Below are 19938 nucleotides of genomic sequence, written 5' to 3'. Positions count from 1 at the left end.
GATATCGCTGTCGGGCAGTGTGCGATATGTGACTACCTAGAGTCCTTAAGCCCAGCGCAAGTGCTTTCGATAGTTTGCGAACTTCAGGAATACCGGAAAGCAGAAACAGCAAATCGTGTGTTGTTAAAGCGAGCAATCCAGTTGATGTACCTATCAGGCGGCTCCCCAATCGAGAACGCATTAAACCCGATAGATCCATTTCTCTTTGATGCCGAGTGCGTTGAGCTTAAGTAACAACAGAGTATTTAAAGGAATGTTAAATCAGTTCACCCACAAGATATTTTGGCTTACTGGATTCATCAAATAATTACTAACAATGATTTATTAATATGCGGAAGTTTATAAGATCATATATTGATGATATTTATGATTAATTATTTATTTGATGTTTTCGCCCCTCCCTAAGTTTAACAATGTGATATAAATCACATTAAGAAAATCCTCAACTTATTATTTTATTTCAGGACTAATGAGGATAATCAATTTAAGGAGTTAAAATGAATGATAATAAGTTCATGAATGAATCTATTGACGCTTGGTTAAATGGGCTTGAAATGGATTTTGCTGGTCTATTAACTGGTAATAATGACTGGGCTGGTATTTCTTGTGGTTCGGCGGTGTTAGTTGGTCGACAGGCATCTAAAGCGCTAGTAGATGCAAAGGAAATGTCACAAATCAAAAGTGATTTAGATGTTTTGGCAGAGAAATTAGTAAAATCTCCGGCTAACTTTGTGACCACAATACTTGGAATCGCACAAGCGAAGACAAAATGGAATCCACTTCAGCCAGACAAATCTGAAAATGAAAAGAATTTTTATAATTATGTAGATCAAGTATTAAGATTTCCTTTAATGGTGTGTAGCAAATCCGAAGATACGAATGTTCATTATGAATATAGTAATTACGATTCGCTCATTGATAATATTTCTTCTCTTTATGATTCGGCGACAGAGAAAGATAAGAAAGGTATTAAAGACAGCTTGGTTCAGCTAGTTAAGAGTTGCCTTTCAAGGGAGAATGAAGTAAATGAAAAATCGATGTTTAGCCAGAGCACAATTACTGTTGATGATGTTGTTAAACTGACATTCTATTCTTCAACCGTTCGAATGGAGAAATCAAAATCTGGCGGTGGCAAAAGTGTACCAAAAGAATCCTTCCGATCTGATGTAAGCGTTCGACAGGTTGAAATTGTTTTCAATAGTGCAGCATTAAATCGAGAACTGGCGAAGAAAGTATGCACAATGCTCTACAAAGGTGTTGATGATTGGCTTGAAGCGAACAACACACTAGTAAATGATAATAATATACAATTTTGTTTCGGCTAAACATTATATATATTTACACCAAGCCCCATAAAATGGGGCTTTTTTAATGGGGGATTTTTGAATAGATGAACCAATAGATAACATTGTGCCGCTGGTCCAGCGCCAGCGTGATGAAGAAAAGCTGCTGAATATCGTTGTTACTGACCGCAAGGAATGCAGCCAGAGGCGCTGCAAACATAGGGCCGTAATCGTCGAAGAGGCCGAGCGCGTACTTCGCTGCACCCAGTGCAGGGTCGTTTTGGATCCCTTCGAGCATATTCTGGCTGTCGCCTATGACGGTGAGTCCATAGTCACCGAGATCACTAAACTCTACGAACGGCGGGATGAGCTGCGTGAGGCAGTCGCCAACCTTGAGCGCGAGGAAAAGAACGCTAAAGCCCGATTGCGGTCTGCGCGTACCTCTATCCTTTTCGCGGAAAACGACCTGAAAAACGTGGAGCAAGGAACAAAGCAATGAACTGGCCTGAAGCCTTTGCTTACGTAGGCATCGCATTCGCGATTGTCTGGGCACTTACCAATATTTAACCCCACCACCAACTGTCCCGCCCTACCGCCACAATCCTGAATAAACTCCGCCGGAGAAGACCATATCCGGCGGGCTGGGCTCTTTCGCGCCATGGGCGGGCAAAACACGAGATACAGACCATGCCAAATATCGTCTTCAACGAAGAGTGGGTTGTTGAAGCCAAATTGTGCGAAAAAACTGGGCTATCGAAGCGTCAGATCGGTGGTTACCGAAACCACCGCTGGATAGAAGGAGTCCACTTTAAAAAGTTCTCCAGACTTTGGGGGATGGGAAATCACCCCGTTGCACAGTCTGGTACAACTACCCTCAGATCAATCAGTTCGTGCAGGAGGCGTAGTTTGTTATTACCAACTGGGGTAGAAATCCATAATGGCAAGATCCGCATAGTCTTTAGTTACCGCGGCAACCGTTGCCGCGAAACGCTGAAAGGCTGGGTCGTCAATAATGCCAATATCAAAAAGGCTGGCCACTTACGCGCAAAAATTCACAGTGAAATTCAGTTAGGCGTCTTCGACTACTTAACGCAGTTCCCCGACTCCAGAACTGCTAAGAAATATTATTCCACGCTGAGAATTAACACATTTCAGGAGTTGTGCGCTGCCTACCATGACGCGAAAGAACTGGATATTACACACGCTTCAATGCGTAACCTGGAATCGACCATTTCCACACTGACCCGCCTGATAGGACCCTCGATGCTAATTAGCGAAATCCAACAGATGGATATTCTTAATTATCGTAAAATACTCCTGACTGGCCCTGTGGTTAACGAGAAGTACCCCCACCTGAATAAAACAGGCCGGGCACCTGCAACAGTCAACGAGCAAATCCGTATACTCTGCACCATGATGAAATTTGCCCAAAATAGTAACTTCATCAACCACAGCCCTTTTGAAAAAATCACTATGTTGAAACGTCCCAAAAAAGCGCCAGACCCATTAACGAAGAATGAATATGCAGAGCTAATTAAGGCCGTTCCAAAAGCCATGATTAATCTATGGGTAGTAGCTTTCTATACTGGTATGCGTCACGGTGAACTTTGCGCGCTAAGCTGGGATGACGTGGATCTTAAGAAAGGAACGATCCATGTACACCGGAATATCAACAAATACGACCAATTTGGACCGCCAAAAACAGACGCGGGGGTACGAACGATAACCTTGCTTAAACCTGCACTGGATGCTCTACAGGCTCAATTTGCGATAACCGGGAAAGATAATAAAATCGAGATTGTTTTCCATCACCGTGAATACGCCAGCATGGAACACCAGAAGGTGAATTTCGTTTTTCGCCCGCTGAGAAAATCAAAAGAGCCGAACCCCTACTACTCCAAAAATGCGCTTCGTTACAGTTGGAAGGTTGGCATCGAGAAATCGGGGATCCGCAATCGGGTGCCCTATCAGTCCAGGCACACATATGCCTGCTGGACCCTATCTGCTGGGGCAAATCCTTCGTTTATCGCAACCCAAATGGGACATGAAAATGCGAAGATGGTTTATGAAATTTATTCAAAATGGATGAGTGAAAAGGACAAGGATGAAATCGCTATGCTGAACGCAAAGATGCTGTAATTGCCCCCATAGTGCCCCCAAATACTTGTATCATCGTAATTTTTTCAATGCTTTTAATTAGTTACGCAACTGTTGTACAATGACGCGCACTTTAACTAAAAAAAGAGTGCGACCATGATTGATTTAACTTTGCCATTAACCGACATCCATCGCCACCTTGATGGTAATATCCGGGCCCAAACCATTCTCGATCTTGGCCGCCAGTACAACCTCGCCCTTCCGGCAGACACCCTCGACACCTTACGTCCTCATGTACAGGTCACCAGCAATGAGCCTGATCTGGTCAGCTTCCTCGCTAAGCTGGACTGGGGCGTAAAGGTACTGGCCTCGCTGGAAGCCTGCCGCCGCGTCGCTTATGAAAACCTCGAAGATGCCGCTCGCAACGGCCTGCACTACGTTGAACTGCGTTTCTCTCCGCGCTATATGGCGATGACCCACCAGCTGCCGGTCGCGGGCGTAGTCGAAGCGGTGATCGCCGGCGTTAAAGAAGGCAGCCGCGACTTTAACGTTGAGGCCCGCCTGATCGGCATTCTGAGCCGCACCTTTGGCGAAGCGGCCTGCGAAGAGGAGCTCGCGGCCCTGCTCGCCCATCGCGATGGCATCACCGCCCTCGACCTCGCCGGGGATGAGCTCGGCTTCCCGGGAAATCTGTTTATGGATCACTTCAGCCGCGCGCGCGATGCGGGCTGGCGCATCACCGTACATGCGGGCGAAGCCGCTGGCCCGGAAAGCATCTGGCAGGCGATTCGCGAACTGGGCGCCGAGCGTATCGGCCACGGCGTGAAGGCGGTGCAGGATCCGGCGCTGATGGATTATCTCGCCGCGCAGCGAATCGGGATTGAGTCCTGCCTGACCTCTAATATTCAGACCAGCACCGTGCCATCCCTGGCCGAGCATCCGCTGAAAACATTCCTTGAACACGGCGTGCTGGCCTGCATCAATACCGACGACCCCGCCGTTCAGGGCGTCGATATTATCCACGAATACACCGTCGCCGCCCCGGCAGCCGGTTTAAGCCGCGAGCAAATTCGCCAGGCGCAGAGAAACGGTCTGGAGCTCGCCTTTTTAAGCGCCCAGGAAAAAGCGGCGCTGATCCAGCGCGTGCAGCAGGCTTGATGTTTCTCCCCCGTGCCAGCACGGGGGGAAGCTCAATCAGCGCCTGGCCAGCGCGTTTCGTCAGGTCGGCCTAATTCAGGCACAGCGTCGCCCGATGCCTGGCCGACTCCAGCCCAAGCTCAATCAGCTCCATAATCTGAATCGCCTGGCTTGCCGGAACCGGGTTAACGCCGATGCCATTAAGCGCATCGCGAATGGCGGCGTAATAGGCCGGATAGTTGCCCGGTAGCGTCAGCCACGACTCCTCGGTGATTTCCTCGCCTTCGGCACGCGTCAGCAGCCCGTCGCGCATATCGTACCCCCAATCCTCCTGCGGCAGGCGCTCGCCGCTTTTCAGCCGTTCTTCCTGCGGATCAAGGCCGTATTTCACATAGCTTCCCCGCGAACCGTGGATGATAAAGCGCGCCGTTTCCGCCGCGGCCACCAGGGTTCCGTGCAGCACCACGCGACGCTGCGGCCAGGCCAACACCGCATGAAAATAGTCTGTGGACTGGGAGCCAGGCCGTAGCTGAGCCAGGTCGACCTGCATACTCACCGGCAGACCGAAGAGATTTACCACCTGGTCCAGCAGATGCGGGGCAAGATCGTACCAGATGCCGCTGCCCGGCCCACCTTGCTCGCGCCAGCGTTGCCGTACCTGCGGTCGATAGCGGTCGAAATGCGACTCAAAATAGCCGACTTCCCCTAACAGGCCTTCGTTAATCAGCGACTTCACCGTCAGAAAATCGCTGTCCCAGCGGCGGTTATGGAACACGGACAGCAGTCGCCCCTCGCTTTTGGCAATGGCCTCAAGCTCGCGAGCCTGTGACAGCGTCACGGTAAACGGTTTATCCACCACTACATGCTTGCCCGCTTCCAGCGCAGCTTTCGCCAGCGGAAAATGGGTATCATTGGGCGTGGGGATCACCACCAGATCGATATCGGGGTCGCTAAAGAGCGCCTGCGGTGCGGTCACCACCTTCACCGCAGGCCAGTCGGCCAGCACTTTCGTTTCATCGCTGCTCGAGACCGCCGCCAGCGTCATCCCCGGCGTACCGCTGACCAGCGGCGCATGAAAGGTTTTGCTCGCATAGCCGTACCCGATTAAACCTACCCGGATAGGGTCACTCATTTTTCTGCCCCCTTAACGAAATGTCGCAGCCGCACTAACACCGCGATTCTGAACGCATCTTCGACGCGTTTGCCCCTGCACCGGTTGCTCAGCTTTACGCCATTTGCGCAGCTAAGATCATGTAACACTTGCGTTACTTCAGTCGTTGAGTACCATTTCAGTCTGGTTTCACCATTTGCCGTAGAGTTATGGAAAACGTTTTTAACCGTATTGTAGAACTTATTGGCTGGATTGTTTTGGGCGTTTCGGCCCTGCTTTTAGTTATCGCTCATCATATTGATAACTACCAGTCCCCGCCTGCCGTTGATGCTGTTCAGACGAAGCCGCTGTCGAAATAAACAGTGACCCGCTTCGCAACTATGCAACCGGTTTCTGAAACCGGTTGCATAGTTGCATACGCCTTTATTACACTCTCTTTATCAATCGATAAGGAGTTTCTTCATGTCCAAATTCCCGCAACACTTTTTATGGGGCGCCGCGACAGCGGCCTGGCAGGTTGAAGGCGGTCACGATGCCGACGGCAAAGGCCCTTCTATCTGGGATATTTATTCTCACCTTCCGGGCACCACCTATCAGGGGACGACCGGTGACGTCGCCGTTGACCACTACCATCGTTTTCGCGAAGACGTAGCGCTGATGGCGGAAATGGGTTTGCAAAGCTATCGCTTTTCTATTTCCTGGCCCCGCCTGCTGCCTGGCGGCCGCGGTGAAGTGAACGAGGCTGGTGTCCAATTCTACAGCGACCTGATTGACGAACTGCTGGCGCATAACATTGAACCGATGATTACCCTGTACCACTGGGATCTTCCCCAGGCGCTGCAGGATGAAGGCGGCTGGGAGGCGCGCAGTACCGCGGAAGCCTTCGCTGAGTACGCTCGCCTGTGCTATCAACGTTTTGGCTCCCGGGTCAAACTGTGGGCAACCTTTAACGAGACTATCGTCTTTATCGGCCACGGTTACATTAACGGCCTCCATCCTCCTGCGGTGCGCGATCCGGCGCGCGCCATTCAGGCCTGCCATCACGTCTTTATCGCCCATGCGCTGGCCGTGAAAGCGTTTCGTGAAATGGGCGTGGCGGGGGAGATAGGGTTTGTCAACGTGCTGCAGCCGCACACCGCATTAACCGACAGTGAGGAAGATAAGCGGGCGACAGAGATGGCGGACGCCATCCATACCCACTGGCTCTACGATCCGGTATTAAAAGGCGGCTATCCCGAAGAGCTACTGCAGCAGACCCGGGCGCTGTGGGGGGTTCCGGTCTTTGAACCGGGAGACGACGCGCTGCTGCGTGACAACCGCTGTGACTTTATCGGCCTGAACTACTATCGCCGTGAAACCGTGTCGGCGCAGCCTCCTGAAGTACCGACCGGCGGCGAGCCGGGCGTGGATGGGCTCTTCCACTTCGTGCGCAACCCGCAAAGCACCTATACCGAATGGGGCTGGGAAATTTGGCCTCAGGGCTTAACCGACGGGATCATGATGATTAAAGCGCGCTACGGTGATATTCCGATCTACATCACCGAAAACGGCCTGGGGGCAATAGACCCGATTATCAATGGCGAAATCGTCGACGACCCGCGGATTGACTATCTCAGTAGCCACATTACCGCGCTTGAAAAAGCGCTGGAACAGGGCGCCGACGTGCGCGGCTACTACCCCTGGTCCTTTATTGATCTTTTGAGCTGGCTGAACGGTTATAAAAAACAATACGGATTCGTTTATGTCGATCACCAGCAAAATCTGGCGCGTAAACGGAAAAAGAGTTTTTTCTGGTACCAAAACGTTATTGCCAGCCGAGGCGAACAGCGTTAATCTTCTCTCCCAGGCGCCTTCCGGCGCCTGATTCAGTTCTGGAATACTCTTAAATTTCTTTTTACCAGGCCGGAAACATCATCTGTTCTTGTCACCGGTATTTACAACCGAAATAATTGCATACAGTTTATCTTAGAAAGGAACTGCCGGTTGAGAACAGGTTTACTCAGTATGGGTATATTCAACTTAATTTATTCCGATTATAAAATGGATACGCAAATGACCGTTCAGGACTACTTATTAAAATTTCGTAAAATCAGTTCGCTGGAAAGTCTGGAAAAACTTTTTGATCACCTTAACTATTCCCTGACCGATAACGAAGAGATCGTCAACATGTATCGCGCGGCCGACCATCGCCGGGCGGAGCTGGTTTCTGGCGGCAAATTGTTCAACATCGGCGAAGTGCCCAAGTCCGTCTGGCGCTACGTGCAATAAAGACTGTCATCATTCACGCCAGTTGCTTATACTTCCGCCCTGCTTTTATTTATAACTGGCGTTGAATTTTGGAGTAATAATGTCTTCTGACTCTGTGGAACGTATTGGCGGATGGCTTCTGGCACCGCTGGCATGGCTCCTGGTAGCCCTGCTTAGCGCCTCATTGTCGCTGCTGTTTTTTGCTGATGCCCTGATGTCTTCCCAGACTTACACATTGCTGAGCGCGATGAGTATCGAACATCTCGCTCTGTGGATCGCCTCCTTAGCCTTTGCGATCGCCATGTGGTACTACACGCTGTGGTTGACCATCGCCTTCTTTAAACGGCGGAAAGGGGTACCGAAGCACTACATTATCTGGCTGCTGATCACGCTTCTGCTGGCGGTAAAAGCCTTTGCCTTTTCCCCGATTTCCGACGCGCTCGCGCTGCGCCAGCTGCTATTCCCTCTCCTCGCCGCAGCGCTGCTTGCGCCCTATTTCAGGCGTTCTCAACGGGTTAAGCGGACCTTTGTGAATCCGTAATAACCACACAGTTAACCTGTTGTCGCCGGTATCGATTTATTCGATAATAGACGGCTTTTTCTATTTCAGGTCGAATGATGGCTGATTATTTACTGCTCTTTGTTGGCACTGTCCTGGTTAACAACTTCGTGCTGGTGAAGTTTCTTGGACTGTGCCCGTTTATGGGGGTTTCCAAAAAGCTGGAAGCCGCTATGGGGATGGGGCTCGCCACCACGTTTGTGATGACGCTGGCCTCTATTTGCGCCTGGTTAATTGATACCTGGATCCTTATCCCGCTGGATCTGGTCTATTTACGTACGCTGGCCTTTATCCTGGTCATCGCCGTGGTGGTGCAGTTTACCGAAATGGTCGTGCGTAAAACCAGCCCGGCGCTGTATCGCCTGCTGGGCATCTTCCTGCCGCTGATCACCACCAACTGCGCGGTGCTCGGCGTGGCGCTGCTCAACATTAACCTTGGGCATAATTTCCTGCAATCGGCGCTGTACGGTTTTGCCGCCGCGGTCGGTTTTTCGCTGGTTATGGTGCTTTTCGCCTCCATTCGCGAGCGACTGGTGGTAGCGGATGTTCCCGCGCCGTTTCGCGGTAACGCGATTGCGCTGGTCACCGCAGGTTTAATGTCCCTTGCTTTTATGGGCTTTAGTGGTTTGGTGAAGTTGTAATGAACGCTGTCTGGATAGCCGTGGTCGCCATTAGCCTGCTGGGGCTAATTTTCGGCTTAATTCTGGGGTACGCCTCCCGCCGCTTTGCGGTGGAGGATGACCCGGTGGTGGAAAAAATTGATGCCCTGCTTCCGCAGAGCCAGTGCGGCCAGTGCGGCTACCCTGGCTGTCGTCCCTACGCTGAAGCGGTGGGGACCCAGGGCGAGAAAATCAACTGCTGCGCCCCCGGCGGCGAAGCGGTGATGCTGAAAATCGCTGAGCTATTGAACGTCGATCCGCAGCCGACAGACGGCGATGCGCAAGAAGCCGAACCGGCGCGAATGCTGGCGGTGATCGACGAGGCGAACTGCATCGGCTGCACAAAATGCATTCAGGCCTGTCCCGTCGATGCCATCGTCGGCGCCACGCGCGCCATGCATACGGTGATGAGCGATCTCTGTACCGGCTGTAATCTTTGCGTCGCGCCTTGTCCGACACAATGTATTGAACTGCGCCCGGTGGCGCCGACGACAGAAACCTGGAAATGGGATCTTCAGACCATCCCGGTACGCATTATTCCCGTGGAACAACATGTTTAAGTTATTTTCCGCTTTTCGCAAAGATAAAGTCTGGGACTTCAACGGCGGCATCCATCCGCCAGAAATGAAAACCCAGTCCAACGGTACCCCGCTGCGTCAGGTTTCGCTGCCGCAGCGTTTTGTCATTCCGCTAAAACAGCATATTGGCGCGGAAGGTGAACTCTGCGTTCAGCCTGGCGATCGCGTCCTGCGCGGCCAGCCGTTAACGCGCGGCTGGGGCAGAATGCTGCCGGTGCACGCCCCGACGTCCGGTACGGTGGCGGCCATTGCTCCCCACTCTACCGCCCACCCTTCCGCGCTGGCGGAAATGAGCGTGATTATTGATGCCGATGGCGAAGACCGCTGGATTGAACGCGATGGCTGGAACGATTACCAGAATAAATCCCGCGAAGCGCTGATTGAGCGTATTCACCAGTTTGGCGTGGCCGGACTGGGCGGCGCGGGTTTCCCGACCGGCGCCAAGCTGCGCGGCGGCGGCGACAAAATCGACACACTCATTATCAACGCCGCCGAGTGCGAACCCTATATTACCGCCGACGACCGTCTGATGCAGGATTGCGCGGCGCAGATCGTCGAGGGTATTCGCATCCTTGCCCATATTCTGCAGCCAGCTCAGGTACTGATCGGCATCGAGGATAATAAACCGCAGGCGATTTCGATGCTGCGCGCGGTATTAGCCGACACGCACGGTATTTCCCTGCGCGTGATCCCCACGAAATATCCCTCCGGCGGCGCGAAACAGCTGACGCAGATCCTCACCGGCAAGCAGGTGCCTCACGGCGGACGCTCCTCTGACATCGGCGTGCTGATGCAGAACGTCGGCACCGCCTATGCGGTGAAACGCGCGGTAATCGACGGCGAGCCGCTGACCGAGCGCGTCGTCACCCTGACCGGGGAAGCGATCTCGCGTCCGGGCAACGTCTGGGCGCGCCTCGGCACTCCGGTCAGCCATCTGCTCAACGATGCCGGTTTCTGTCCGAGCGGCGATCCTATGGTAATTATGGGCGGGCCGCTGATGGGCTTCACCCTGCCGTGGCTCGACGTGCCGGTCGTGAAAATCACCAACTGCCTGCTGGCGCCGTCGGCGAGCGAAATGGGCGAGCCGGAAGAGGAAAAAGGCTGCATCCGCTGCAGCGCCTGCGCGGACGCCTGCCCGGCAGATCTTCTGCCGCAGCAGCTTTATTGGTTCAGCAAAGGCCAGCAGCACGACAAAGCCACCAGCCATAACCTGGCGGATTGCATTGAGTGCGGCGCCTGCGCCTGGGTCTGCCCAAGCAATATCCCGCTGGTGCAGTACTTCCGCCAGGAAAAAGCGGAGATTTACGCGCTTGCTCAGGAAGAGAAACGCGCGGCGGAGGCGAAATTACGCTTTGAGGCCCGTCAGGCGCGTCTTGAGCGCGATAAAGCCGCGCGTCTTGAACGGCATAAGCAGGCCGCGGCCCAGCCCGCGGCGAAAGATCAGGACGCGATTAACGCCGCCCTTGCCCGGGTACGGGAAAAGCAGCGTGACGCGGCGCAGCCGATTATCGTGCTCTCCGGCGCCAAACCGGATAACAGCGAAGCCATTGCCGCCCGCGAAGCCCGCAAGGCCGAGGCCCGGGCACGCAAAGCTCAGCAACAGGCACAAAGCAACGTCGCCGGGCCGTCATCTGACGCCGCCGTTGACCCGCGCAAAGCCGCCGTAGAGGCCGCCATCGCCCGAGCCAAAGCGCGCAAAGTCGAACAGCAGGCGGTTCCTGCGGAAGACGCTCCAGCAGAGCAGCCCGCCGCCAGTGACCCGCGCAAAGCCGCCGTCGAGGCCGCCATCGCCCGGGCCAAAGCGCGTAAAGCCCAACAGCAGGCGGTTCCTGCGGAAGACGCCCCAGCAGAGCAGCCCGCCGCCAGTGACCCGCGCAAAGCCGCCGTCGAGGCCGCCATCGCCCGGGCCAAAGCGCGTAAAGCCCAACAGCAGGCGGTTCCTGCGGAAGACGCCCCAGCGGAGCAGCCCGCCGCCGTTGACCCGCGCAAGGCCGCCGTTGAGGCCGCCATCGCCCGGGCTAAAGCGCGTAAAGCAGAACAACAGCAACAAGCAGTTCCCCCGTCGGCAGCCAATGATGACGCCCGCAAAGCGGCAGTCGCTGAAGCAATCGCCCGCGTTCAGGCCCGGAAAGCATCCCGGCAGGCAGTTAACGAGGATTAAATGGTTTTCAGAATCGCAAGTTCCCCTTATACCCACAATCAGCGCCAGACTTCGCGGATTATGCTGCTGGTGCTGCTCGCCGCCGTGCCCGGCATCGCGGTTCAGACCTGGTTTTTCGGCTGGGGTACCGTGCTGCAAATTATCCTTGCCGCCATCACGGCGTGGGGAGCCGAAGCGGCCATCCTTAAACTGCGCAAACAAAATATTCCCGCGATCCTCGCCGATAACTCCGCGCTGCTGACCGGCCTGCTGCTGGCCATCAGTATTCCGCCTTTTGCTCCCTGGTGGATGGTGGTGCTGGGGACCGCGTTCGCGGTGATCATCGCTAAACAGCTCTACGGTGGTCTGGGTCATAATCCTTTTAACCCGGCGATGATCGGCTATGTCGTCCTGCTCATCTCCTTCCCGGTCCAGATGACTTCGTGGCTCCCGCCGCATGAGATAGCCGCCAATGTTCCCGGATTTAGCGACGCGCTGCGGATGATTTTCACAGGCCATACGGCGAGCAGTGGAGACATGAACAGCCTGCGAATGGGCATTGACGGTATCAGCCAGGCCACGCCGCTGGATACCTTCAAAACCTCGCTTCATGCCGGTCACGCGGTTGAAGAGATTCTCCAGTATCCTGTCTACGGCGGCGCGCTCGCCGGCCTCGGCTGGCAGTGGGTTAACCTGGCGTATCTGGCGGGTGGTCTGTTCCTGTTATGGCAAAAAGCCATTCGCTGGCATATCCCGGTCAGTTTTCTGCTGAGCCTTGCCGTTTGCGCTACCCTCGGATGGCTGTTCTCCCCGGAAAGCCTCGCCTCGCCGCTGATTCATCTGCTGTCCGGCGCCACCATGCTGGGCGCGTTCTTTATTCTGACGGATCCGGTTACCGCCTCCACCACCAATCGCGGACGCCTGATCTTCGGCGCGCTGGCGGGATTACTGGTATGGCTAATTCGCAGCTTTGGCGGCTATCCGGATGGCGTGGCCTTTGCCGTTCTGCTGGCCAATATTACCGTTCCCTTGATCGATTACTATACGCGCCCGCGCGCGTACGGCCACCGCTGAGGACCCGAACATGTTACAAAGCATGCGTAAACACGGCATCACGCTGGCCCTCTTTGCGGCGGGGTCTACCGGGCTGACGGCCGCGATTAACGAGCTGACCAAAAGCACCATTGAAGACCAGGCTGCCCAGCAGCAAAAAGCCTTATTTGACCAGGTTATGCCGGCTAATCTTTATAACAACGACTTGCTGAAAAGCTGTTATCAAGTTACCGCCCCGGCGCTGGGAAAAGGCCAGCACAAGGTTTGGATCGCTCAGGATGGCGAAAAACCGGTGGCTGCGGTGATGGAAGCCACCGCACCGGACGGCTATTCCGGGGCCATTCAGCTGCTGGTGGCCGCCGATTTTAAAGGTACCGTGCTGGGTACCCGCGTCACCGAACATCATGAGACGCCGGGGCTGGGCGATAAAATCGAACTCAGAATTTCCGACTGGATCACCCTCTTTGCCGGTAAAGTGATTCATGGGCAAAACGACAGCCACTGGGCCGTGAAAAAAGACGGCGGCGACTTCGACCAGTTTACCGGGGCCACCATTACCCCGCGCGCGGTGGTCAATGCCGTCAAGCGCGCCGGCCTGTACGCACAAACGCTGCCCGCGCAGATTTCCGCATTCACTCCCTGTGGAGACTAAATCATGAGCGAAGTAAAAGACGTTATTGTTCAGGGGTTGTGGAAAAACAACTCCGCGCTGGTTCAGCTGCTGGGGATGTGTCCCCTACTCGCCGTGACCTCGACCGCCACCAACGCCCTTGGCCTTGGGCTGGCGACGACGCTGGTGCTCACCCTGACGAACCTGACCATTTCCAGCCTGCGCCGCTGGACGCCGGCGGAAATCCGTATTCCGATTTACGTCATGATCATCGCTTCGGTGGTGAGCGTCGTGCAGATGCTGATCAACGCCTACGCGTTCGGCCTCTATCAGTCTCTGGGGATCTTTATCCCGCTGATTGTCACCAACTGTATCGTGGTTGGGCGCGCTGAGGCCTTTGCCGCGAAAAAAGGCCCGGCGCTGTCGGCGCTGGATGGTTTTTCCATCGGCATGGGGGCCACCTGTGCGATGTTTGTGCTCGGATCAATGCGGGAAATTCTCGGCAACGGTACCCTGTTTGATGGTGCCGACAGCCTGCTCGGCAGCTGGGCTAAAATTCTGCGCATTGAAGTATTTCATACCGATACGCCGTTTCTGCTGGCGATGCTGCCGCCGGGGGCATTTATTGGCCTCGGCATGATGTTGGCGGTAAAATACCTTATCGATGAACGTAGCAAACAGCGCAAAGCTAAAGCGGTACAAGCCGATGTCGTTGCGCCGTCTGATGTGACGGGAAAAGCCTGGAATGAATAAGAGTAAACGCCTGGAGATCCTCACCAGGCTCAGGGATAACAACCCGCACCCCACCACGGAGCTGAATTTTCACTCGCCGTTTGAATTATTGATCGCCGTCCTGCTCTCGGCGCAGGCCACCGACGTCAGCGTCAACAAAGCGACGGCAAAACTCTACCCGGTCGCCAACACGCCGGCGGCCATGCTGGCGCTGGGCGTTGAGGGCGTGAAGTCGTATATCAAGACTATTGGCCTGTTTAACAGCAAAGCAGAAAACGTCATCAAGACCTGTCGTATCCTGCTTGAGCAGCACAATGGCGAAGTGCCGGAAGATCGGGCGGCCCTTGAGGCGCTTCCCGGCGTCGGCCGTAAAACCGCGAACGTGGTACTCAACACCGCCTTCGGCTGGCCGACAATCGCCGTCGATACGCATATCTTCCGCGTTTGCAATCGGACACAATTTGCGCCCGGTAAGAACGTTGAACAGGTCGAAGAAAAGCTGTTAAAGGTGGTTCCAGCGGAATTTAAAGTCGACTGCCATCACTGGTTAATCCTGCACGGCCGTTATACCTGTATTGCCCGCAAACCGCGCTGCGGCTCCTGCCTGATAGAAGACCTTTGCGAGTACAAAGAGAAGGTCGATCTCTGAACACGCACCGCGTCATTATCCATCAGGGTGATGACGCTGCTTTTCCCCCGCCTTCATCGACATTCACGCCATCATTTTCGCGCTGTTGCGGGTGATTATGCGGTTATATAATCATCGGCCAGCTTATTCATTTTTTTTAGAGGCAAAATTTCTATACATTTGTGATCGAGATCACCTGGTCAATTTATTGTTGATTTAATGTTAACGCTTTTGCGTGCAAACCTGCTGATTCAAATACCCTTAAGTTAAATACCAAAACAATAACCCATCAATTTTTAGGATTACGGGCTATATCACTGGATGCAAGCGCATACAGCCGAACATATCGCCATTATGCGAAAAACTTCGGATTCCAACAGATAAAAACTCTCCCTTTGGCTAAACCTTGAAATTTAACTCTGAATAACATTTGAGTAGGCGGTGTATTATGCCGCATGGAATATGTGTAACAGATTATTGCAAAGCTATTGCCTGAAGGGGCAGGATAGTGAACATTACCTGCCGTTTTCCCTCCAGAATAACTATAAAGGCGGCGGTCTGAGAAGATTGCGCCCCGAACACCCCCCGTTAATATGGGATGTAAAAAAAGAGGTATTTGTGTCGACTGCAAACAATAAACCAACAGAAAGCGTAAGTTTAAACGCTTTCAAACAACCACGTTCGTTCTATCTCATCTTCTCTATTGAGCTGTGGGAACGTTTTGGTTTCTACGGCCTGCAAGGGATCATGGCCGTTTACCTGGTTAAACAGCTGGGTATGTCAGAAGCGGACTCTATTACTCTGTTCTCCTCCTTTAGCGCCCTGGTCTACGGTCTGGTGGCGATTGGCGGCTGGCTGGGCGACAAGGTGCTTGGCACTAAGCGCGTCATCATGCTCGGCGCAATCGTTCTGGCTATCGGCTACGGCCTGGTGGCGTGGTCAGGGCACGATGCAGGCATCGTATATATAGGTATGGCGACGATTGCCGTCGGTAACGGCCTGTTTAAGGCTAACCCCTCTTCCCTGCTCTCAACCTGCTATGAAAAGAACGACCCGCGTCTGGACGGTGCATTTACCATGTACTACATGTCCATCAACATCGGTTCTTTCTTCTCTATGCTGGCCACGCCATGGCTGGCGGCGAAGTTCGGCTGGAGCGTCGCTTTCGCCCTGAGCTTTGTCGGCCTGGTGATCACCATCGTCAACTTCACTTTCTGCCAGCGCTGGGTTAAACAGTACGGCTCGAAGCCTGACTTCGCCCCGCTGCAGATAGGCAAGCTGCTGGCGACTATCGTTGGCGTGGTGGTTCTCATCGCGATTGCAACCTGGCTGCTGCACAACCAGGGTATTGCACGTATGGCGCTGGGCGTGGTTGCGCTGGGCATCATCGTTATTTTCGCTAAAGAAGCCTTCGCGATGCAGGGCGCGGCCCGTCGCAAAATGATCGTCGCTTTCATCCTGATGCTGCAGGCGATTATCTTCTTCGTTCTGTACAGCCAGATGCCAACCTCCCTCAACTTCTTTGCGATTCGCAACGTTGAACACTCTCTGCTGGGCATCGCTTTCGAGCCTGAGCAGTACCAGGCGCTGAACCCTTTCTGGATCATTATCGGTAGCCCGATTCTGGCCGCCATTTATAACAAGATGGGCGATACCCTGCCGATGCCGATGAAGTTTGCTATTGGTATGGTCCTGTGCTCCGGCGCCTTCCTTGTCCTGCCGCTGGGCGCTAAGTTCGCCAGCGATGCGGGCATCGTAAACGTCAGCTGGCTGGTGATCAGCTACGGCCTGCAGAGTATCGGTGAACTGATGATTTCCGGTCTGGGTCTGGCGATGGTGGCACAGCTGGTTCCGCAGCGCCTGATGGGCTTCATTATGGGTAGCTGGTTCCTGACTACCGCTGGCGCCAACCTGATCGGCGGCTACGTGGCGAACATGATGGCGGTGCCGGATAACGTGACTGACCCGCTGATGTCGCTGGAAGTTTACGGTCGCGTGTTCCTGCATATCGGTGTCGCCACCGGCATTATCGCCATCCTGATGCTCATGACGGCGCCGAAGCTGAACCGTATGACCCAGGACGACGATAAAACGGCAAAAGCCAGCGATACCGCTACGGCTTAAGCTCCCCGGGAAAACCCATAAATTTAAACCGCTAACGCGCTGTTAGCGGTTTTTTTTTACCCCTGGGCGGACTAACATACAGGAAACCGCAGCCACGAGGAGTTACCGATGAAACTGTTCTACAAATCCGGCGCTTGTTCTCTTGCTTCGCATATCGCGCTACGCGAAAGCGGGCTGGACTTCACCCTGCAGGGCGTTGACGTGATGAAAAAACGTCTCGAAAACGGGGATGATTATCTGCAGATCAACCCGAAGGGTCAGGTACCGGCGCTGCTGCTGGACGATGATGTGCTGCTGACGGAAGGCGTGGCCATTATGCAATATATCGCCGATCGCGTGCCGGACCGCCAGCTGCTGGCGCCGGTGGGAAGCATCGCCCGCTATCAGACGCTGGAGTGGCTAAACTACGTGGCGACGGAGCTGCATAAAGGTTTTACCCCGCTGTTTCGCCCGGATACGCCGGAGGATTACAAACCTGTCGCTCGCGCGCTGCTGGACAAAAAAATGCAGTACGTGAACGAATGCCTGGAAGATAAAGAGTGGATTAACGGGCACCGTTTCACTATCGCCGATGGCTACCTGTTTACCGTGCTGCGCTGGGCGTACGCCGTGAAGCTGGATATGGAAGGCTATAGCAATATTGCAGCCTGGATGAAGCGCGTTGCTGCGCGGCCTGCGGTAGCCGCCGCCCTCGAGGCTGAAGGGCTGAAGTGAAGCCGATGCTTGCCCGACGCAGGTCGGGCAAGTTGTTCTCACGCCTCTTAAAGCTGCGTGGCGCTGAAGTAGTGCTCCGGCTGCGCGATGCGATCCTGAGCCGCCACAACCTGTAGCTCATACTCCTGCATATTTTTTGTCGCCAGCATGATTTCATACACCGCGGCGGTCACGTGCTCCAGCGCATCGCGCAGTCCCGCGCCCTGCAGCAGCTTAACCAGCAGCAGCCCGCTGGTGACATCGCCGACGCCCACCGGCTGGCGCATGCCAAAATCCACCAGCGGACGGCTGATGTGCCAGGCTTCCTGCGCGGTGACCAGCAGCATTTCAAAACGATCCATACTCAGCCCGGCCCGCGAAAGATGCTTCACCAGCACCACTTCCGGCCCCTGTGCAATCAGCTCGCGCGCGGCCAGCACCGCTTCGTTAACGTTCGCCACCGGATGCCCGCAGAGGATCTCCAGCTCAACCAGGTTTGGCGCAATAATATCGCTCGCCGGCAGCGCATAGCGTACATGAAACTCCGCGACGCCGGGCGCTACGATACAGCCCTTTTCAGGGTGCCCCATGACCGGATCGCAGAAATATTTCGCGGCCGGATTGGCGCTTTTCACCTGACGCACGATGCCAAGAATATGTTCGCCCTGTTCCGCCGATCCCAGGTATCCGCTTAATACCGCGTCACAGCGCTGCAGCTGGTTAATATCGGCAATCCCCTGAACGATTTCCGTCAGATGCGCTGGCGGCATCACGCAGCCGGTCCACTTTCCGTATTGGGTATGGTTGGAGAATTGTACGGTATTAAGCGGCCAGACGTTGGCACCAAGGCGGCGCATCGGAAATTCAGCGGCGCTGTTGCCCGCATGGCCAAACACAACGTGGGACTGGATGGCGAGGATATTCTTCATCTTGATTACCTGAGAGCAAAAAATAAGGGGCGCGGTTTCCCACGCCCCTGCCTTTACGCAATTACTTCCAGCAGACCAGACAGTAATTTTTCTTACCGCGACGCAGTAAGGTGTAGCGACCAAAGAGACGGTCGGCATCAACAAATACGTATTCCGGGTCGGACTGTTTTTCGCCGTTGATGGTCACCGCATTGGATGCGATGGTTTTACGCGCCTGACCGCGGGACGGCTGCAGTTCAGAATCCACCAGCGCCTGCATCAGATCGGCGCCTTTATCCATTTCGATCATCGGCACGCCATCCTGCGCCAGCTGTTCGAAATCGGCTTCGCTCAAATCGCTCAGGTTACCGTTGAACAGGCTCTCGGTAATGCGTTTTGCCGCCACCAGACCTTCTTCACCGTGCACCAGGCGGGTCACCTGTTCGGCCAGCACATACTGGGCGCGCGGTGCTTTACCGCTGTTTTTGTCTTCTTCTTCCAGGGCATTGATTTCAGCCATGTCCATAAAAGTGAAGAACTTCAGGAAGCGATAAACGTCGGCATCCGCGGTGTTGATCCAGAACTGGTAGAACTTGTACGGACTGGTTTTCTTCGGATCCAGCCACACTGCGCCGCCTTCGGTTTTACCGAATTTCGTGCCGTCCGCCTTGGTGATCAGCGGAACGGTGAGGCCAAAGACCTGGTTCTGGTGCAGACGACGGGTCAGGTCGATACCGGAGGTAATGTTGCCCCACTGGTCAGAACCGCCGATTTGCAGCGCCACGCCGTGCAGCTTGTTCAGGCAGGCAAAGTCGTAACCCTGCAGCAGGTTGTAGGAGAACTCGGTAAAAGAGATGCCCTGGTCGTCACGGTTCAGACGCTGCTTCACCGCTTCTTTGTTAATCATCTGGTTTACCGAGAAGTGCTTGCCGATATCACGCAGGAAAGTCAGCACGTTCATGCTGCCAAACCAGTCGTAGTTGTTGGCGGCAATGGCAGAATTTTCACCGCAATCAAAGTCGAGGAAAGGCGCGACCTGTTTACGAATTTTATCTACCCACTCCTGCACGGTATCTTCAGTGTTCAGTTTACGCTCCGCGGCTTTAAAGCTCGGGTCGCCAATCAGACCGGTCGCGCCGCCCACCAGGGCAACCGGTTTATGGCCGGCCATCTGGAAGCGTTTCAGGCATAACAATGGAACAAGATGCCCCAAATGCAAGCTGTCAGCGGTGGGATCGAAGCCGCAATAGAGCGCGATCGGGCCTTGCGCCAGTCGCTCTGCTAACGCTTCTTCGTCCGTCACCTGGGCTATCAGCCCCCGCTCCTGCAATTGTTTAATCAAGTTACTGCTTGCCATCAAATTCTCCATCTATAAAACG

At 54.4% G+C, this 19938-nt stretch carries 20 protein-coding genes; 17 read left to right on the top strand and 3 right to left on the bottom strand.

Annotation, left to right across the window (positions count from 1 at the left end; translation table 11 throughout):
* The first annotated feature begins 497 nt into the window (after positions 1–497).
* From JLG71_RS12445 to add, 4 genes are all read left to right on the top strand, one after another.
* Entirely contained in the window at positions 498–1325 is an 828-nt protein-coding gene (locus tag JLG71_RS12445) for a hypothetical protein (protein ID WP_200914254.1), read from the top strand.
* Positions 1326–1386: 61 nt separating this feature from the next.
* A complete protein-coding gene (locus JLG71_RS28625; protein WP_224328040.1) occupies positions 1387–1782 on the top strand; it encodes a hypothetical protein in 396 nt (131 codons plus the stop codon).
* A 188-nt stretch (positions 1783–1970) separates the two neighbouring features.
* Complete coding sequence (gene xisR / locus JLG71_RS12430) at positions 1971–3422, top strand: excisionase family protein (protein WP_227630953.1); 1452 nt, start codon at positions 1971–1973, stop codon at positions 3420–3422.
* A gap of 114 nt (positions 3423–3536) precedes the next feature.
* Positions 3537–4538: an adenosine deaminase gene (gene add / locus JLG71_RS12425; RefSeq protein ID WP_025105823.1), complete on the top strand. Its 1002-nt coding sequence runs from the start codon at positions 3537–3539 to the stop codon at positions 4536–4538.
* 70 nt (positions 4539–4608) lie between these two features.
* Here add and JLG71_RS12420 read toward each other — a convergent pair whose 3' ends face one another.
* Positions 4609–5649, bottom strand: coding sequence for an oxidoreductase (locus JLG71_RS12420; protein WP_014838658.1), 1041 nt, complete (start codon positions 5647–5649; stop codon positions 4609–4611).
* Positions 5650–5837: 188 nt separating this feature from the next.
* Between JLG71_RS12420 and blr the strand changes: the two genes are divergently transcribed.
* The 13 genes from blr to gstA all read left to right on the top strand — a co-directional run bounded on the left by blr (position 5838) and on the right by gstA (position 17672).
* Complete coding sequence (gene blr / locus JLG71_RS12415; RefSeq protein WP_014229585.1) at positions 5838–5987, top strand: division septum protein Blr; 150 nt, start codon at positions 5838–5840, stop codon at positions 5985–5987.
* Positions 5988–6090: 103 nt separating this feature from the next.
* Positions 6091–7461 carry a GH1 family beta-glucosidase gene (locus JLG71_RS12410; protein WP_025105825.1) on the top strand — a complete coding sequence of 457 codons (1371 nt, stop codon included), beginning with the start codon at positions 6091–6093 and terminating at the stop codon, positions 7459–7461.
* A 219-nt stretch (positions 7462–7680) separates the two neighbouring features.
* Positions 7681–7896, top strand: coding sequence for a transcription modulator YdgT (ydgT, locus tag JLG71_RS12405; RefSeq protein WP_004134363.1), 216 nt, complete (start codon positions 7681–7683; stop codon positions 7894–7896).
* A 79-nt stretch (positions 7897–7975) separates the two neighbouring features.
* Positions 7976–8416: a DUF2569 domain-containing protein gene (locus JLG71_RS12400; protein ID WP_004851426.1), complete on the top strand. Its 441-nt coding sequence runs from the start codon at positions 7976–7978 to the stop codon at positions 8414–8416.
* 77 nt (positions 8417–8493) lie between these two features.
* On the top strand, positions 8494–9075 hold the full coding sequence (gene rsxA, locus JLG71_RS12395; RefSeq protein WP_004102633.1) for an electron transport complex subunit RsxA: 582 nt from the start codon (positions 8494–8496) through the stop codon (positions 9073–9075).
* Positions 9075–9653, top strand: a complete 579-nt coding sequence (gene rsxB / locus JLG71_RS12390) for an electron transport complex subunit RsxB (protein ID WP_004851428.1) — start codon at positions 9075–9077, stop codon at positions 9651–9653. Before rsxA ends, rsxB begins: the two co-directional genes overlap by 1 nt.
* Positions 9646–11832, top strand: a complete 2187-nt coding sequence (rsxC, locus tag JLG71_RS12385) for an electron transport complex subunit RsxC (protein ID WP_200914252.1) — start codon at positions 9646–9648, stop codon at positions 11830–11832. The genes rsxB and rsxC overlap by 8 nt, the downstream gene beginning before the upstream one ends.
* The gene (rsxD, locus tag JLG71_RS12380) at positions 11833–12885 is read left to right on the top strand and encodes an electron transport complex subunit RsxD (RefSeq protein ID WP_109240435.1); all 1053 of its coding nucleotides are present in this window, start codon (positions 11833–11835) and stop codon (positions 12883–12885) included.
* Positions 12886–12895: 10 nt separating this feature from the next.
* Entirely contained in the window at positions 12896–13516 is a 621-nt protein-coding gene (rsxG, locus tag JLG71_RS12375; protein WP_004851434.1) for an electron transport complex subunit RsxG, read from the top strand.
* Between the two features lie 3 nt (positions 13517–13519).
* Positions 13520–14227 carry an electron transport complex subunit E gene (locus JLG71_RS12370; RefSeq protein ID WP_200914251.1) on the top strand — a complete coding sequence of 236 codons (708 nt, stop codon included), beginning with the start codon at positions 13520–13522 and terminating at the stop codon, positions 14225–14227.
* On the top strand, positions 14220–14855 hold the full coding sequence (gene nth, locus JLG71_RS12365) for an endonuclease III (RefSeq protein WP_004851438.1): 636 nt from the start codon (positions 14220–14222) through the stop codon (positions 14853–14855). Before JLG71_RS12370 ends, nth begins: the two co-directional genes overlap by 8 nt.
* Positions 14856–15452: 597 nt before the next feature.
* Positions 15453–16958 carry a dipeptide/tripeptide permease DtpA gene (dtpA, locus tag JLG71_RS12360; RefSeq protein WP_032748929.1) on the top strand — a complete coding sequence of 502 codons (1506 nt, stop codon included), beginning with the start codon at positions 15453–15455 and terminating at the stop codon, positions 16956–16958.
* Between the two features lie 108 nt (positions 16959–17066).
* Positions 17067–17672 carry a glutathione transferase GstA gene (gstA, locus tag JLG71_RS12355; RefSeq protein ID WP_004851441.1) on the top strand — a complete coding sequence of 202 codons (606 nt, stop codon included), beginning with the start codon at positions 17067–17069 and terminating at the stop codon, positions 17670–17672.
* 47 nt (positions 17673–17719) lie between these two features.
* Here gstA and pdxY read toward each other — a convergent pair whose 3' ends face one another.
* Together pdxY and tyrS are read right to left on the bottom strand one after the other, a co-directional pair.
* Positions 17720–18580, bottom strand: coding sequence for a pyridoxal kinase PdxY (pdxY, locus tag JLG71_RS12350; RefSeq protein WP_009654806.1), 861 nt, complete (start codon positions 18578–18580; stop codon positions 17720–17722).
* 61 nt (positions 18581–18641) lie between these two features.
* On the bottom strand, positions 18642–19916 hold the full coding sequence (tyrS, locus tag JLG71_RS12345; protein ID WP_004851444.1) for a tyrosine--tRNA ligase: 1275 nt from the start codon (positions 19914–19916) through the stop codon (positions 18642–18644).
* Between the last annotated feature and the right edge of the window lie 22 nt (positions 19917–19938).

Source organism: Klebsiella michiganensis (assembly GCF_015139575.1).
GTDB classification, from domain to species: domain Bacteria; phylum Pseudomonadota; class Gammaproteobacteria; order Enterobacterales; family Enterobacteriaceae; genus Klebsiella; species Klebsiella michiganensis.
This window is presented reverse-complemented; position numbering and strand designations above follow the sequence as displayed.

Coding starts and splice junctions, on each gene's coding strand:
- tyrS (WP_004851444.1), bottom strand. CDS start 19,916: ATGGCAAGCAGTAACTTGATTAAACAATTGCAGGAGCGGGGGCTGATA.
- rsxC (WP_200914252.1), top strand. CDS start 9,646: ATGTTTAAGTTATTTTCCGCTTTTCGCAAAGATAAAGTCTGGGACTTC.
- JLG71_RS12370 (WP_200914251.1), top strand. CDS start 13,520: ATGAGCGAAGTAAAAGACGTTATTGTTCAGGGGTTGTGGAAAAACAAC.
- xisR (WP_227630953.1), top strand. CDS start 1,971: ATGCCAAATATCGTCTTCAACGAAGAGTGGGTTGTTGAAGCCAAATTG.
- pdxY (WP_009654806.1), bottom strand. CDS start 18,580: ATGAAGAATATCCTCGCCATCCAGTCCCACGTTGTGTTTGGCCATGCG.
- JLG71_RS12410 (WP_025105825.1), top strand. CDS start 6,091: ATGTCCAAATTCCCGCAACACTTTTTATGGGGCGCCGCGACAGCGGCC.
- ydgT (WP_004134363.1), top strand. CDS start 7,681: ATGACCGTTCAGGACTACTTATTAAAATTTCGTAAAATCAGTTCGCTG.
- gstA (WP_004851441.1), top strand. CDS start 17,067: ATGAAACTGTTCTACAAATCCGGCGCTTGTTCTCTTGCTTCGCATATC.
- JLG71_RS12445 (WP_200914254.1), top strand. CDS start 498: ATGAATGATAATAAGTTCATGAATGAATCTATTGACGCTTGGTTAAAT.
- rsxG (WP_004851434.1), top strand. CDS start 12,896: ATGTTACAAAGCATGCGTAAACACGGCATCACGCTGGCCCTCTTTGCG.
- rsxA (WP_004102633.1), top strand. CDS start 8,494: ATGGCTGATTATTTACTGCTCTTTGTTGGCACTGTCCTGGTTAACAAC.
- rsxB (WP_004851428.1), top strand. CDS start 9,075: ATGAACGCTGTCTGGATAGCCGTGGTCGCCATTAGCCTGCTGGGGCTA.
- JLG71_RS12420 (WP_014838658.1), bottom strand. CDS start 5,649: ATGAGTGACCCTATCCGGGTAGGTTTAATCGGGTACGGCTATGCGAGC.
- blr (WP_014229585.1), top strand. CDS start 5,838: ATGGAAAACGTTTTTAACCGTATTGTAGAACTTATTGGCTGGATTGTT.
- JLG71_RS12400 (WP_004851426.1), top strand. CDS start 7,976: ATGTCTTCTGACTCTGTGGAACGTATTGGCGGATGGCTTCTGGCACCG.
- nth (WP_004851438.1), top strand. CDS start 14,220: ATGAATAAGAGTAAACGCCTGGAGATCCTCACCAGGCTCAGGGATAAC.
- rsxD (WP_109240435.1), top strand. CDS start 11,833: ATGGTTTTCAGAATCGCAAGTTCCCCTTATACCCACAATCAGCGCCAG.
- add (WP_025105823.1), top strand. CDS start 3,537: ATGATTGATTTAACTTTGCCATTAACCGACATCCATCGCCACCTTGAT.